We start from the raw sequence: 15,238 nt of genomic DNA on the forward strand, positions 1-15,238 counted from the left end.
CGGGCCCGGTCGGGCGTGGCGTGCCGGGTTTGGGTCGTGCCGCGTCGTGTCGTGCCGAGGGGATGTGCGTGCCGAGGGGATGTGCGTGGCGGGGTGGGTTGCGAGTGGGCAACGAGCGCTTAACCGGGCGGAGTTGCGGGCCATGATGGGCGTATGTCTTCGCGTCCCGATACGCGGCCGATGGGTGGTTGTCTGTTGTGGCTCGGACGGTTCGTCCTGGCTGTGATCACCCTGGCGGTCGTCACTTTCTTCGGCGGACTGTACGCGTGCCAACGGCAGTTCGCGGCTGCTGGGAGGGAGAAGGAGGCGTACGAGCGGCACCGCGCGGAAGAGAGGCGCGCCCGGGACGATGTGGAGGTGCCTTTCGGGGTCTTCCTCGGGCCGGCGAGTGCGGAGTTCGAGCGCTTCGAATTCGATCGGTGTTGGCGCGACACCACGCCCCGGCCCAAGCCGCAGGCGGGCATGATGGGCGTGATCTGCACGTTCACGGCCGTGCACTTCTACGGTGCGGACGATCCCACGACGTCGATGGCCGAGTTCGAGCGGGAGGCACGAAGGCTCGGGTTGACGCCGGATACGGCGAACTGGGCGAGGCCACAACCGGTTCCGGACCTGCGCTTCCCGGACCCGACGCCACCTCCGGGGGCGGGCGAGCAATACGGTCCGCCGGGGAGCGGCCTGCATGCCGAACCCGTGCGTTGGCAACACGCCTACACCGAGCACCCGTTCGTCGTCCGCGCATCCGTGACGACCCGATACCGGACCGAGCGCACCAAGCCGAAGCCCACTCCACCCCGCACCCCGATGTTCCCCCAATCCCCCGCCACCTGCGCAGGCGGCCACCGGCCGTGGAGCTGCCTGTGACACACGACGGCTTCTCCCCGTGCCCGCGCCCACCGGCAGGCTCCCGCGTTCGACCAACGCGTCGTATCCGACGACGGACCGATACGCCCCGGGGCATCGACGCCCCGGCCGTACCCGGGAGACTCCCGCCTCGGGCATCCGGGCATCCGGGCATCCGGGCACCGCGGTTCGGGGGCGGGACGTCAGAAGCAGGGCTCCGGCGGGGGGCCGGGCCAGGTGTCGGGGTCGAGCATCTGCCACAGAGTGTGCGACAAACCTTCGGCGCCGGTGTCCTCGACCTGCCTCATCCAGGGCGACGGGGACAACACCCGGTGCAGTTCGGGGGTGACGGTCTTGTCGATCACGGCGCGCAGGGTGTCGGGGACGGGGTCGTCGACCAGGCACAGCCACCCCAACGCGGCGCTCACCCGGATCTCCGGGGGATGGGTCGTATCCGACCACAGGGCGCGGGTGAACGCGGCGGCATCCTCGTGGCGGTGCTCCCGGGCCGGTTGCGCGATCGCAAAGACCAGGCCCGCGCGCACCCGCGGGACGGTTTCGGTGCGCAGGCGCTCGTGTAGGGCAGCGGAGATCTCCCCCGCGCGGCTCGAGGCCGCGGCCGGGGCGTATGCGGCTGCCTCCCGCACCTGCGGGTCGGGGTCGTGCAGTAGTTGCGGCGCGCGACCACCGCACACATCCACAGTCCCGAGAGTCGCTCGGGGGTGGACGTGTCCGCCGCGATGCGCAGCAGGAAGGGCACCACCAACGGCCCGGCCACACCATGGCCCGGTGCCCCGACGAAACGTCGGGTTCCCGAACGGGAGGCCACCGATGGGCACGGTGGCGTGTCTCGCTTCGGCGGTGTGCCGCGCGCACCGGGTCCGAGTTGTTCGACAACCGTCGGCCCGACCGGCCGAACTCCGAGCGGGGTTTCCCCGGCTCGCCACCTCCGGCAGTCCCCTCCCCCGGGGTCTGCACCCGCCTGTTCGGGCGACGCCCCACCGCCGCCCGCATCCGACGCGCCGTCACCACCGGTCTGTGCCGGGCTTCTGCCATCGCACGTGGACCCGGCCGGCCGACAGCCAAGTGACCCGCAGGAGTTTCCGCTCTTGTGGGAACCATTCGAGTCCTCGCAACACGCGAGAGCCCCGGCCTGCGCGGAAGACGGGCCGTCTCGGTTCGCGGCGCTCGGGCGGTGCGGTCGTGGTGACCTCGGCGGACCACGCGCCGCCCGCGGTGAACGACGGGTATTGCGGCCCGCGTAGTGGGAACGGGTGTGAGGGCCGGCGTTGAAGAGCAACAGGCTCGCTTCTCGTGCCTGTTCGGGCATCGTCGGCACGCTCACACCGTGCCGGTCTCCTTGGCGAGCCGGACCGACACGGCCGGGCACGGGTCCGAGACGTGGGAAAGATGCAAGGCGATCAGGGATTGCCCGTTCGCCCATTTGGTTACTGTATGTCATGTATGCGGCATGAAAGTTGGTACGCTCCCGGTCGTGACGTTGACACCCAGTTTTCGGGCGCACGGACTCGACCGCATGTTCCTCGGATGGGAGGAGCGCGATCCGGGGCGCTCGGATGTCTCGGGGATCGCACATTTCGAGGGCGCCCCACCGCGTGTGGAGGATCTGCGCGCGTGGCTCGCGGGCTTCGTCGATGTTCTGCCGGGACTGACCTGCCGGCTCGTGGGCTCGTCACGGCGCGCCCGGTGGGTCCACGACCACCACTTCGATCTCGACCGGCACGTCGTGGAGGTCGAGGTGGCGAGGGACACGCCCCTCGAAGCGGTGGCGGCCCGCGTGCTCGACCGCCCGCTGGAACGGGATCGGCCCGACTGGGACCTGTCGCTGATCCACGGCTACAAACCCGGCTGCTACAGCCTGTGTTACCGCGTCCACCACTGCTGCCAGGACGGCGGCGCGGCGTCGCACACACTGCGCACCGTGCTCACCGGCGCCGCTCCGACCGGGACGAGCCGGCCCGCACCGCTGCCGGGCCGGGTGGTGCGGGCCGCCGCGCTGATGGGCCGACTGCTGGGCGAGATCGCCGCGACTAGCGTCGTCGGGGCGAGCGCGGCGACACCGCTGTCGGGGCGACGTCGTCTCCTGTACGCCCACGTGGACACGGCACGCCTGCGACGCGTGGCCCAGCCGCTCGGCGGCGGCCCGAACGAGGCCCATCTCGCCGCGCTCACCGGCATGTTGCACCGATGGTCGGCGGCGTCCGGAGTACGGCTGCGCCGGCCCGCGCTGTTCCTGGCCGTCGATGCCCGCCGTCCCGACGACCTGCCGTCGTGGGGCAACCGTGTGCTCGCCCTGCGGTTGCCCCTGCTCGGCGCGTCCGGTTCGCCCCGGGAGCGGCTGGTGGACCTCATCGCCCGAGGCGCCGCCGCCCGAAGTCGTCGCGCGGCGGCCCAGGACCTCGTGCGGTGGCTGCCCGGTCGCCTCTGCGGTTGGCTGCTGGGTCGACAACTGCATCCCCGGCATGTGATCGGCGGCAGCACCACGCTCGTGTTCACCGCAGGTGCGGGCTTCGACCCGAAGTTCGTGGCCTTCCATCCCGCTCTGCCGCCCGGTCACCTGTTCGTGGCGGCCCTGCTCGTCCACGGCACGAGTGCACAACTGTGCCTCGTCGTCGACGAGGCGCTGCCCCTCGGGGAGCGGATGGCCGACTTCTACCTCCAGTCCCTGGCCCACCTCGAAGCGCCGACGCCGCCCGTCATCCCGACCCAACCTCCGCGGGCGGAGCCGAGTCGCTCGTGAGGCTGCTGATTCTCGGCGGAACCTGGTTCCTCGGCCGTGCCCTGGCCGAGGAGGCCGTCCGGCGCGGCCTGTGCGTCACCACGTTCAACCGCGGCCTGTCGGGCCCCGACACACCCGGCGTCCGGGCCCTGCGCGGCGACCGCTCGTCGCCCGACGCCATGCCGAGCCTGTCGGCGTATGGCCCGTGGGACGCCGTGATCGACACCAGCGGCTACATCCCCCACACCGTTCTGCACGGCGCGCGCAGCCTCCACGAGGCCGTCGACCGGTACGTGTTCGTGTCGAGCGCCGCCGCCTACAGCGACTGGCCCGAGCGGCACGTGAGCGACGAGTCGGCGATCCGGAACTGCCCACCGGACGCCACCGGTTCACCGCCGGGCTCCGTGCGGCCGTTCGCACCGCAACGCTACGGAGAGCTCAAGGCGGGCTGCGAACGCGCCGTCCGCGCCGTCTTCGGCGACCGATCGACGATGTTGCGAGCCGGCGTCCTGGTCGGCCCGTACGAATACGTCGGCCGTCTGCCGTGGTGGCTGCGGCGCGTGCAGCGCGGCGGGACCGTACTTGCCCCGGGGGATCCGAACCGGCAGGTGCAGGTCACGGATGTGCGCGACATCGCCACCTTCGCCCTCGACGTGGCCACACGCTCGCAGGACACGTCGTTCAACCTCGCCACGCCCCTCGACGGATCGCTCACCTTCGCCCGAATGCTCCATGCCTGCCGGCTGACCACCGGCTCCACGGCCTCCTTCGCCTGGGTGGACGACGGCCTCCTCCGGCGCTGTGGCATCAGCCCTTTCACCGAATTGCCCCTGTGGCAGCCCGGACCCCGGACGTGGACCATCGCGGGCGACCGCGCGCGTGCCGCCGGATTCTCCTGTCGCCCGATCGAGGAGACCATCCACGACACCTGGGCATGGATGACCACCGGCGACCCCGCCGTGGCGCACCCCCGCCACGACGAACACGGAATGGAACCGGCGAAGGAGCGGCGGATCCTGGCCACTTGGCGCCGGCGAAAGGAATTCGGGTGTGTCAGCCCCGCCGGGGCGGGCCGAACCAGGTGGTGAGGGCGGTTCGAAGTGCCGAGGTGTCGGGGATGCCGGCGGGTTCGGCCGCCCGGTTGCCGCCGACCCGATAGCGGATGTCTAGGCCGGCAAGCATGCCGCGCAGATACCGGTTGACGTCGTCGAACACCATGAGCGAGCCGAACTCGTCGCGCAGCGCGTCCATCCGGGCATCGGGGCGGGCCACCCGGTCGATGTCGAGCACGTCGGCGAGTGCCTGGGCCGGCACCCGCTCTGTGTCGTTGCCGTGCCTGGGTGTCGGCTCGGCCCACGTACTCCGGCAGGTCGTCGGCGCCCCACCGCAGCCGGTCCGGTACATGCGCCCGCCGGGCGGCCGAGCGGACGCGGCACGAACCGCTGCGCGGTCTGCCCGGGGTACCCGGGGTATCCACGCGCCACGCCGGGACCGGCCACGTACAGCTCCCCGGTCACGTCGGCCGGGACCGGCGCCAACCCCGGACCCGGCGCAGCGCGGCCGCGAAGACGTGGTCGGCGCCGGTCCACACCGTGTGGTCGTGCTCGATCACGGTTGTGGGAAACGCCCTTGGGCTTCGTGGTCCCGGGTCGACGCGATAGCCGTCTGTACTGCCTCAAGTAGGGTTTCCAGGCCCTGGGCCTGTTGCCACTCCTCGGCCGAATGGTGCCATGTGTGCTTCGATGCCGGGGCTTCGGGCGGACCGGCGATGATCTCGATGGTCCGCCTCCCCTTGCGGTCGGGGGGCGTGACGCGCAGGGCCATGTTCCGGATGTGGAAGCGCTTCGGATAGCCGCCGAAGATCTCCAGGATCCGGCCGTCGAATGTGTAGAACTCTCTGCCTGCCCTGGCCGTGATCTCGTCGGTCATGGGGTGACGCTACACGCGGCGATTCGTGGCTGTCAGGCGTCGAAGAACGTCGGGCGCTCCCGGCCCACCGCATCGGTGTCCCGGACCATCGCTCCCGGACCCGGACGCGGAGGAATCGAGGAATCAGTGGGGGTAGCCCCCGGCGAATACGGCCACGAGCCCCATCGTCGGTCGGCTGCGTTCGTGAACGGCGCCGTGGGTGCGCCTGGTCCGCGACCGAGCTGATCCGGCGAGGGGTCGGCCGGCCGCCGACCTGATCGCCGCCCAAGCGCCCGTGCCGCGAGGCCCGTTGCCCGCTGTCGAGCCCCCGTGAGAGGATCAAGATTTTGAGCAAATCATCAAGTTCTGCGAACGGCAGGTAGCGTTGATGTACACACCGGAGTCGGCGGAAGCCCGCATCGACGATGCGAGCAACATCCTGGTCGCGCCTTCGGTGTTGCATGACAACGACTTGGTCAGGGATTTCTTCGGGTCCACGATCACACCGGAGGATCTTGCGTCCGGTTCGCCCGATCTCGCGCAGAAGACTGTCTATCTGTGTGGCGACATATCCGGGGTCAGCGGTCGTCAACTGCGTGCGGCTGCCCGGGTATTCGTCATCAGGGAGCTGTCACACGGCTACCACGAGGGCGTCGACGAACCTTGGACGCTCGTCGACCTCGGTCGGGTTCCCATCCGGGTGCACGGCATCGGCGTGTACTACCGCCGCTTTTTCGGACTCGGCGCCGACCACTTCGGGCGGATCCACGCGGAGCACGCGTTCCAGTCTCTGACGGAGTCCACCAAGCCTGGAACGGCCCACCGCAGCGGCATATATCTGACGCCCGTCACACAAAACGGTGACGAACTACATTTCCGTCTGCTCCGGTGCTCCACGAATCTCTCGGGGCCGACCGAGAACTTTCGCTCGACCGACACGCACATCGTCGAGGCTCTGAACCGCGAGGCCGCCACCGTCTTTCGGGACCAGGCACCCCTGAACCACGTCCTCGCTCAGACCTACCACAACACCCTTGCCACGGACGAGCGCAAGCAGTCCAAGGCCAAGATCTCGGCCCATGCCGACAAGACCAAGGACATGCCGGTCAATGGCATCATGGCCTTCTGCACTTTCTACGACGAGCTGGACAAGCTGCGGCCTCTGGCCGAAGACGCGTTCGACCACGGCGTGAAGGGCGTCAGCGGCCTGACCAGACTCCGCTTTCACCTCAAGGAGCCGACCGCAGGGCGCGATGGGGGCGCACTCCCCTCGCAGTTCACTCTGACGCTCTATCCCGGCTCGGTATTCTTCATGCCGCTGTCCACCAACCGCCTGTATACACACGAGATCCGGCCCTCGACGTTGGACGCCGAGCTCCTCCCCACCCGCCTGGGATACGTGGTGCGCTGTTCGAGCGCCGAAGCCGTGCACAAGAACGGCCATACGTTCCTCAAAGCGGCCGAAGACTTGGTGAAGCTGGCGCCACCCACACCGGCCGGCATGGACGAGCTGCGCAGGCTGTACGCAGAGGAGAACCGGACCACGTCCTTCATCGACTACGGTAACGAGTTTCTTTTCAGCATGAACACGGGAGACTACGTTGCCCCGCGAGTCTAGAATCCCGGATGAAATCCTCGCATGCACTTTGTCGACCGAAAAGAATCTCTTTGCAGAGCTGTCCGCGTCGGCTCATTGGGAAGACGTCGGAAAAGGCCGGCGGGGCGCCGTGCTGACCAAGGTCGACGAGGCCGGTGGCGTGGCCCTCGTACGTACCACCACTCGGTACAGCAGCCCGGCGCAGCGTTTCCGGGCGGTGCACGAACGGCTGGCACAACGGGTTCAAGAGCGCGCGGCGCTTTCGGTCGATTTCAACAACGCTCTCATCGAGATCTACACGAACGCCTACACAACCATGGGCAGCCATTCCGACCAGGCCCTCGATCTCGCCGACGAGTCGTTCATCGCCGTCTTCTCCTGCTATCAGTATCCCCACGCGAGCCCGCCGAGAAAGCTGATCTTCGAATCGAAGGCATCCGGCGGCGAGAAGTTCGAGATTCCTCTCACCCACGACAGTATCGTCGCCTTTTCCGTCGACTCGAATCGGCGATTCAAACACAAAATCGTATCGGACGCGCCCGTCCGGCAGGCGGACAATCAATGGCTGGGCGTGACGTTTCGCACGTCCAAGACCTTCGTTCGTTTTCACGACGGGCACGCATACCTTGCGCAGGGTATGCGTCTCATATCGGCCGACGATGAGCAGAGGAAAGATTTCTACCACCTGCGGCGCCGCGAGAACAACGAAACGGACTTCACCTACCCCCCACTGTCCTACACCGTCAGCGAGAGCGATCTGATGCCACCGGTCTGACCTCGGACGAGTTCGCGCCGGCGTGGGTCGTCCGGGTCGAAGCCGACTGCCCGGCGCAGTTCGGCGACTCTGCGGGTGGGCATGTCTGCAGACTGGGCGGCGGCCCGGTGTGCTGCCTGGGTGTGGCACACCCGGGTGGGGCGCGTCCTGGTTGATGGCCGCCGCCCTGCGCAGACTCGGTGGTGGAACGGGGCGGTGGGTCATGCTCGGCGGCTGTGGTCGGTCAGGCGGCGAGGCGGCGCGCAAGGGCGGGGATGACGATCGTGGCGGCGACGAGGTGTGTCAGGGCGAGGAGTGCCTTCGTCGACGGAGCGGCGTCGACGATGATGTCGGGGACGACCGACAGTGCGGTGAGCGCCACGGTGGTCCGGACGAAGGTGCGGCGCGGGGTGCGTGCCCGGCGGTTGAGGACGGCGGCGAGCGCGAGGCCGACGAGCGAGAAGACGGCGGTCGGCACGGCGAAGCCGGTGACGGGAATCGGTGATCCGTCGATGTCGAGGCTGATGCCGGCGGCGTTGCCCGCAGCGGCGACCATGGAGGTCGCGGCGGCGGCGAGTACGGTCGCCGAAATGCCGGTGCGAATGAGCGAACGGGGTGCGACGGCGGGGGCGGTGGTGGTGGGGGCCGTGATGGTCATGGTGTCCTCTTCGGTTCGAACTGCCAACGGTGATGTACGCGATGCAGGGAAGACCCGCTCCGCCGGCACAACTCATCGGTCACCCGGAAACAACTTTTACCAACCTCGGAGACGCGGCTCGGTCGACGTGGTCCGGCGCTTGGTGTCGGACCCCGCAAACGGGAGGGGTTGTCGGTCAGGCGGGCGTTCGGCCACGCGGGCACCGTCCGGGACCACGATGAGGTCGGCCATCCGTCGTCGGCCCCCGCGCGGTCGACTGCCGTTCGCACGGCCGAGGCGTCGGCGGTGGGCCGTTGGGTGGGAGCGCGGGGTCGGTCGGGGCTTCTCGGATCGCGGGCTCTGCGTGTGGCGTTGCGGTTTGGTGGGGTCAGCTTTGGTGTAGTTCGGTTGTTGTCGTGGTGGCCTCGTCGAGTGCCGATGGGATGGGTGTGACGCCCAGGCCGGGGGTTTTGGGGACTGTCAGGTGGCCGTCTTGCAGGGTGAAGGGCTCGGTGATGTCGGTGGCGAAGTAGCGGTTCGAGGCGGAGATGTCTCCTGGCAGGGTGAAGTTCGGGAGTGCGGCCAGAGCTGTGTTGCCGGCTCTGCCCAGGCCCGTTTCGAGCATTCCGCCGCACCACACCGGGATGCCGGCGGCGGCGCAGACGTCGTGGATTCGGCGGGCCTCGAGGTAGCCGCCGACGCGGCCCGGTTTGATGTTGACGATGTGGCAGGCGCCCAGTGCGATGGCGTCGGCGGCGGAGCGGGCCGAGACCACGGATTCGTCCAGGCAGATCGGGGTGCGCAGGGTGCGTGCGAGGGCGGCGTGGCCGAGCACGTCCTCTTCGTCGAGCGGTTGTTCGATCAGCAGGAGGTCGAAGGCGTCGAGTCGGGCGAGGTGTCGGGCGTCGGCACGGGTGTAGGCGGCGTTTGCGTCGACTTGCAGGAGGGTGTCGTCGCCGAAGCGTTCACGGACGGCGCGGACCGGCGCGATGTCCCAGCCGGGTTCGATTTTCAGTTTGATGCGTTGGTAGCCCTGCGCCAGATAGTCCGCCACGGCGTCGATCAGTTCCGGGATGGAGTTCATGATGCCGACCGATACCCCGCTGGGGACGCGGTCGGCGACGGCGCCCAGGCCGGCCGCGAACGACACGCCCTGGGAGCGCAGTTCGGCGTCCATGACCGCCATTTCGAGGGCGGCCTTTGCCATGCGGTGGCCTTTGACCGCGGCCAGCAGGGGTGCCACCGTGTGGGCGGTCACGGACTCGGCCGACAGCAGCCGGGGCACCAGATGGCGCAGGAGGACGTCTTCGGCGCCCTCGACGTACTCCGAGGAATAGTCGGGGTCGGCGCCGGCGACGCACTCGCCCCATCCCTCGGCGTCCGGCGTGCTCACCTGCACCACCAGCGCCGAGCGCTCGTATTCGATGCCCAGGGACGTGCGGAAGGGACTCACCAGCGGCAGGGAGATGCGTCGGAGGCGGACGCGCTCGATCCTCATCGTCCCTCGCCTCGGGTGAGCACGTAACCGCATGCCGCGCGGTCGAAGTCGACCAGTCGGGCGCCGTCGGCCAGCAGGGTCCCCAGGGTCTCCCGGAGGGCCAGGCGCCAGTCACGGGCGACGGACGGCTGCCGGAGCCGCAGGAGGTCGATGTCGGGCGGTATGGCGATCAGGACCGTTTCCTCCGCAACGGAAGCGGGTGCAGGCGCCGGGCCGCGGTCCTCGTCGCAGGCCGCCACGACCCGCTCGTCGCGCAGGTCCCAGCGCAGCATCAGCCGATCCGACTCGTCGGCGGCGTTGAGCCCGTCCGACAGGGGGCCGTAGTAGTCGGGCAGGTACGTGTCCGCCGTGCCGCCGAGTTTGTGGAGGTTGAAGTGGGCGTTGCGGGCGACGAGCGGGTCGAAGGTCCAGGTGATGTGATCGACGCCGTGCTCCAGAGCGTGTGCCCGCTGGTCCAGTTTGAGCGCGTAGCCGACGTCGCGCCCGCGGGCGGCGACGTGGACGCCCGCGATGTGGCTGTGCATTCCGGGCCGGCCGGGTGGGCCCCACAGGCCGACGCACGCTCCGAGCAGCCGGTCGTCGCCGTCCGCCTCGTCGAACGCACCCACCACGTAACTCCCGGCGTCCGCCATCGCCTTGACGACGTCGCCGGCGAGCGGCGGTCGGTCCGGATCGCTCTGCCACACCTCGCAAAGGAAGCGGGCGCAGGCGTGGCTGCTCGCCGTCGAATCCAACATCCGGACCCGCACGCCGGATTTTTTGCCGGCGCGCTGTGCGCTCGCTCGTGCCATGGCTGCCGCCACACCGATGTCCATGACCCGCCATTATGCGCAACTCGCTTGCGTAGTAGGGGAATCGTGATCATCGTTTAGATCATCGTCGGGTGGATGCCAACTTCCGGTCACACCAATGATCCCTAACGCGACCTACGTTGGGGCCATGAACCTCGGTTGGCGGGGCCATCGGCATCCCGTCCTTCTCAGGCCCGACATTTCTTTGGCGGACGCCGCCGTCCGGACACTGGCGGAAGTCGCTCGACGGCTCGGACGGGAACTGGCCCTCAGCGCAATCGCTTTCGACCCGACGGCCGTCGCCGTCCACACGCACAATCCGTCAGACGACACGGCCGGGCCGACCGTGCGGGTACGGATCGACTCCGCCGGTCGGCTGTCGGTGGAACTCCGATGTCCTCCCGGCGATGTGTGGGAGCGGGCCACGGCGGCGGTCACCGAGATGCACACCGAACTGCTGGGCGCGGTACTGGCCGAACCCCACCTGGGCCTCGGCGGGTTCGCCGCACTGTCCCAGGACACCGAGTCGGCGGTGCTCGGCCCGCTCGCGGGACCACGCGTGGACCACGGCCCCTACCGCAGTGTCCCGGAACGGATTCTGGCCGTCAGCCGGTCCCTTCCGGATGCCGTCGCGGTGTACGCCGCCGACGGAACACTGACCTACCGCCAGTTCGTCGCCCACGCCGCCGCCCTGGCCGCTCGGATCCGCGCCGCCGCACCGAAAACGGACGCATTGGTGCCCATCCTCGTCGCCGACGGCCTCGCCCTGCCGGTGTCGTGGGCCGCCGCGATGCTGGCCGGGATCGGCTATGTACCGATCGATCCCCGCTGGCCCGCCGCGCGGATCGCGCACACCCTCGACCTGCTCGACGCCCCTGTGGTGATGTGCACCGACCCGGCCGCCGTCCCCGTCGCCCATCGCGACCGGGCGATCCGCGTCGAACTCGCGGACTGTGACGCGCAGTTCACCGCCGAAGGCAGGCCCGATCCGGCACCGCACGACGTCGTCTACGGCGTCTACACCTCCGGCACGACCGGAACGCCCCAGTGCGCGGTCAACCTGCACGGCGGCCTGGCGAATCGATTCGCTTTCATGGACCGCTGGTTCGGTCCCCCACCGGGCCGCGAGGTGGTGCTCCAGAACACCAGGCACACGTTCGATTCGGCGTTCTGGCAGCTGTTCTGGCCGCTGACCACCGGCGGCGCGACCGTGGTTCCCACCTCCGGCGAGCATCTCGATCTGCAGCACACCATCGACCTCATCGACACCCACGCCGTGACCGTCACCGACTTCGTGCCGGCGGTGCTGGGCGCGCTGCTGACCCTGTTGGAGCGGCGCCCGGCGACGGTCGAGCGGCTGCGCTCGTTGCGACACCTCGTGGTCGGCGGCGAGCAGATCAATCCGCAGGACGTGCAGGCTCTGCGGGAGTTGCTGCCGGGACTGCGGGTCAGCAACGCGTACGGACCCTCGGAGGCGTCCATCGGGATGATCTTCCACGAGGTGACCGCCGAGGACGGCGACGACATCCCACTGGGGCGGCCGATCGACAACTGCGTCGCCGTCGTCGTCGATGTCGACGGGCGGCCCCTGCCGCCCGGAGCGACCGGGGAGATCGTCATCGGCGGCGCCTGTGTGGGCGCCGGCTACCACGGTGAACCGCAGCGCACCGCGCAACGCTTCTTCGATTCGCCGTCGTTCGGCCGGATGTACCGCACCGGTGACCTCGGGCACCTCGACGCCGAGGGTCGCTTCCACTTCGGCGGACGTGTCGATCATCAGATCAAGATCGGCGGGGTACGCGTCGAGCCGGGCGAGATCGAGAACGTGGCCATGGCCTGCAGGGGAGTTCGCCAGGCCGTCGCGTTGGTCACCGGGTCCGCCGAGAGCCGCGAGCGTGAGCTGTTGCTCGTCATCACCGGAACGGCGAGCGAACAGGCGGTGCTTGCACACCTGCGGGCCGGGCTGCCTCGCGCCGGCATCCCGCAACGCGTCGTGGTCGTGGCGGAGATGCCTCTCACCGAGGCGGGGAAGATCGACCGGCGACGGCTGGCCCTCCGGGTCGAGCGGCCCGACGCGCCGCCCGCCGCCGTCGGCGCCGATCCCGTGCTGGCGATTCTCCGAACCGCCCTGCGGCGCCCGGACTTCGCGGCGGATGACGACTTCTTCGCCGCGGGAGGAAACTCGCTGCAGGCGGTTGCGGCCGTGGTCGAGCTGAGCGACCGGTTCGGCACGGACATCGGCGTCCGGGACATGGTCGAACATCCGACGGCAAGCGGCCTGCGCCGGCTGATCACACGGCGCGGACACGACCGCATACCGTCCTCGGCCGACCTGGTCGCCACCGACCTCGCCGGCCTCGTGGCGATCCCTGCACCTCGTCCCGCGCGACGCAGCCGGGCGCCGCGCACGGCGCTGCTCACCGGCGCGACCGGGTTCGTCGGTACCCGACTGCTCCACGAACTCCTCGCAAATACCGACCTGACGGTGCTCTGCCTGACCCGCGGCACCGACGATTCCCACGCGCGGCAACGGCTCCTGGACGCCCTGTCCGCGCAGGGCCTGAACCACACCGGGTACACCGGCCGGATCACCGCGGTCGCCGCAGACCTGGCCCTCCCCGGCTTCGGGCTGACGGACACCCGCCGACGCCGGCTCGCCGAGGAGTGCGACCTGATCGTGCACGGCGGCGCCCTGGTGAACCTCCTGTACGACTACCGCATGCACCGCGAGCCCAACGTGCTGGGCACGGCGGAGCTGATCCGCCTCGCCCGCGAAGCCGGCGGCATCCCCCTGCACTACATCTCGACGCTCGGCGTCCTGCACGACCACGCACTGGCCGTCGGCCACCCGGTGTCCGAGGACGTGGACATCACCGCCGTGACCCGGCCGTCGAGCGGCTACAGCCTGTCGAAGTGGGTGGCCGAGCGGCTCGTCGACGCCGCCGACGACCTGCCCGTGACGGTGCTGCGCCTGGGCGAGGTCATGCCCGCCGTCGATACCACCGCCGTACCCAACCCGACCGCGCTCACCCATCTGCTGCTCACCGCTTTCGAGCGGCTGGGCGCGGTGCCCCGGGCGACGATCCGGTCGGATTACAGCCCGCTGGACACGATCGCCCGGGCCATCGTCGAGGCGATCCGGGATCCGGCGATGCACGGACGTGCCGTGCACCTCTTCAGCCCGGGCAGCGTGCACTTCGACGAACTGGCCGACGCGCGCGCGGAGCGGGTGTCCTGCTCGCTGTTCCTGTCCCGGCTGCGCACCGCCGCGGCGACCGGGGACACCGAACTGGGCGCGCTGCTCGCCGTCTTCGAGCACCGCGCCGCCGGCTGCGGCAACGACGAGGCGGGCCTTCGCGGCGTGCTCGAAAACCTCCTGCAGGACAACCCCGCCCTGTTCACCACATCGCACACCCGCCCGAAGGAGCCTGTCGGTGCATGACGAGGAGCGACCGATGGTCGTCAACGAGCAACAGACGCCGATGCGCCGGCGCACCATGGGACGCCTCGGCTGGAGGGTCGGCGAGGTCGGCTACGGCATGTGGGGAATCGGCGGCGGCCCGGGCGGATTCACCGGCTGGGACTACGACATCGCCCCGGATGCCCTCGACCTCGCCGTGGACATGGGCTGTACGTTCTTCGACACGGCCTGGGCCTACGGGCGCGGCAAGTCCGAGGAACTGCTGGGCGAACTGCGCGACCGCCGCCCCGACGCCGGGATCCGGCTGGCCACCAAGGTTCCCCCGCTCAACCGCGAATGGCCCCCGCGCCCGCAGGACACCATCGAGGACGTCTTCCCCCTCGACCACATCCTCGACTACACGCGGCGCAGCCTGGACAACCTCGGCGTCGACAGGATCGACCTTCTCCAGCTCCACGTCTGGGAGGACCGCTGGGCCGCGGAGCCCGCCTGGCAGAAGGCCGTCACCCTGCTCAAGGAGCAGGACCTGATCGACGGATTCGGCATCAGCGTCAACCGCTGGGAGCCGACGAACTGCTTCGCCGCGCTCGACACCGGGTTGGTCGACGCGATCCAGGTCATCTACAACATCTTCGACCAGGCTCCCGAGGACGAGTTGTTCCCGCGCGCGATCGAGGAGGACATCGCGATCATCGCCAGGGTCCCCTTCGACGAGGGTTCGCTGACCGGGAACCTGAGCGCCGACACCGTGTTTCCCCCCGAGGACTGGCGCGCCGTCTACTTCGGGCCGGAGAACCTGCCGCCGACCATCGAACGTGTCGACGCGCTGCGCGGCCTCGTCCCCGCCGAGCAGACCCTGCCGGAACTGGCGCTGCGTTTCGCACTGCACCATCCCGCCGTCTCCGTGGTCATCCCGGGCATGCGCCGCCCCGAGCACGTGCGCTCGAACCTGCGCGTGTCCGGATCGGCGCCGCTGCCGGCGGAGTTGCTCGAAGCGCTGCGCGCCCACCGCTGGGACCGGCGGCCGACGCACTGGTCGATGTGAGCAC

At 69.6% G+C, this 15,238-nt stretch carries 13 protein-coding genes; 7 read left to right on the forward strand and 6 right to left on the reverse strand.

Going from position 1 to position 15,238, the window contains the following annotated elements; all coding sequences use genetic code 11:
• Window positions 1-153 precede the first annotated feature (153 nt).
• Window positions 154-864 carry a hypothetical protein gene (locus ACWGR4_RS26460; RefSeq protein ID WP_452130514.1) on the forward strand — a complete coding sequence of 237 codons (711 nt, stop codon included), beginning with the start codon at window positions 154-156 and terminating at the stop codon, window positions 862-864.
• A gap of 182 nt (window positions 865-1,046) precedes the next feature.
• Here the strand turns inward: ACWGR4_RS26460 and ACWGR4_RS26465 are convergent, their stop codons facing one another.
• Complete coding sequence (locus tag ACWGR4_RS26465) at window positions 1,047-1,544, reverse strand: hypothetical protein (RefSeq protein WP_452130513.1); 498 nt, start codon at window positions 1,542-1,544, stop codon at window positions 1,047-1,049.
• Between the two features lie 794 nt (window positions 1,545-2,338).
• Here ACWGR4_RS26465 and ACWGR4_RS26470 point away from each other — a divergent pair.
• Entirely contained in the window at window positions 2,339-3,604 is a 1,266-nt protein-coding gene (locus ACWGR4_RS26470) for a wax ester/triacylglycerol synthase domain-containing protein (RefSeq protein WP_452130512.1), read from the forward strand.
• Window positions 3,601-4,671 carry an NAD-dependent epimerase/dehydratase family protein gene (locus ACWGR4_RS26475; protein ID WP_452130511.1) on the forward strand — a complete coding sequence of 357 codons (1,071 nt, stop codon included), beginning with the start codon at window positions 3,601-3,603 and terminating at the stop codon, window positions 4,669-4,671. Before ACWGR4_RS26470 ends, ACWGR4_RS26475 begins: the two co-directional genes overlap by 4 nt.
• On the opposite strand, the gene ACWGR4_RS26480 is transcribed toward ACWGR4_RS26475, so the two are convergent.
• Window positions 4,637-4,897, reverse strand: a complete 261-nt coding sequence (locus tag ACWGR4_RS26480) for a hypothetical protein (protein ID WP_452130510.1) — start codon at window positions 4,895-4,897, stop codon at window positions 4,637-4,639. The two genes, ACWGR4_RS26475 and ACWGR4_RS26480, sit on opposite strands and share 35 nt — an antisense overlap.
• A 294-nt stretch (window positions 4,898-5,191) precedes the next feature.
• On the reverse strand, window positions 5,192-5,512 hold the full coding sequence (locus tag ACWGR4_RS26485; RefSeq protein WP_452130509.1) for a hypothetical protein: 321 nt from the start codon (window positions 5,510-5,512) through the stop codon (window positions 5,192-5,194).
• A 367-nt stretch (window positions 5,513-5,879) separates the two neighbouring features.
• Here ACWGR4_RS26485 and ACWGR4_RS26490 point away from each other — a divergent pair, with 367 nt between their 5' ends.
• The gene (locus ACWGR4_RS26490) at window positions 5,880-7,109 is read left to right on the forward strand and encodes a hypothetical protein (protein WP_452130508.1); all 1,230 of its coding nucleotides are present in this window, start codon (window positions 5,880-5,882) and stop codon (window positions 7,107-7,109) included.
• Complete coding sequence (locus tag ACWGR4_RS26495; RefSeq protein WP_452130507.1) at window positions 7,093-7,863, forward strand: alpha-ketoglutarate-dependent dioxygenase AlkB; 771 nt, start codon at window positions 7,093-7,095, stop codon at window positions 7,861-7,863. The genes ACWGR4_RS26490 and ACWGR4_RS26495 overlap by 17 nt, the downstream gene beginning before the upstream one ends.
• A 223-nt stretch (window positions 7,864-8,086) precedes the next feature.
• Here the strand turns inward: ACWGR4_RS26495 and ACWGR4_RS26500 are convergent, their stop codons facing one another.
• The 3 genes from ACWGR4_RS26500 to ACWGR4_RS26510 all read right to left on the reverse strand — a co-directional run bounded on the left by ACWGR4_RS26500 (window position 8,087) and on the right by ACWGR4_RS26510 (window position 10,792).
• Entirely contained in the window at window positions 8,087-8,500 is a 414-nt protein-coding gene (locus ACWGR4_RS26500; RefSeq protein ID WP_452130506.1) for a DUF6069 family protein, read from the reverse strand.
• 367 nt (window positions 8,501-8,867) lie between these two features.
• The gene (menC, locus tag ACWGR4_RS26505; protein WP_452130505.1) at window positions 8,868-9,977 is read right to left on the reverse strand and encodes an o-succinylbenzoate synthase; all 1,110 of its coding nucleotides are present in this window, start codon (window positions 9,975-9,977) and stop codon (window positions 8,868-8,870) included.
• Window positions 9,974-10,792 carry a hypothetical protein gene (locus ACWGR4_RS26510; RefSeq protein WP_452130504.1) on the reverse strand — a complete coding sequence of 273 codons (819 nt, stop codon included), beginning with the start codon at window positions 10,790-10,792 and terminating at the stop codon, window positions 9,974-9,976. Before ACWGR4_RS26510 ends, menC begins: the two co-directional genes overlap by 4 nt.
• A 418-nt stretch (window positions 10,793-11,210) precedes the next feature.
• Between ACWGR4_RS26510 and ACWGR4_RS26515 the strand changes: the two genes are divergently transcribed.
• Window positions 11,211-14,210, forward strand: a complete 3,000-nt coding sequence (locus ACWGR4_RS26515; RefSeq protein WP_452130503.1) for a non-ribosomal peptide synthetase — start codon at window positions 11,211-11,213, stop codon at window positions 14,208-14,210.
• On the forward strand, window positions 14,203-15,234 hold the full coding sequence (locus ACWGR4_RS26520) for an aldo/keto reductase (RefSeq protein ID WP_452130502.1): 1,032 nt from the start codon (window positions 14,203-14,205) through the stop codon (window positions 15,232-15,234). The genes ACWGR4_RS26515 and ACWGR4_RS26520 overlap by 8 nt, the downstream gene beginning before the upstream one ends.
• Window positions 15,235-15,238: the final 4 nt, after the last annotated feature.

Source organism: Embleya sp. NPDC055664 (genome assembly GCF_053618075.1).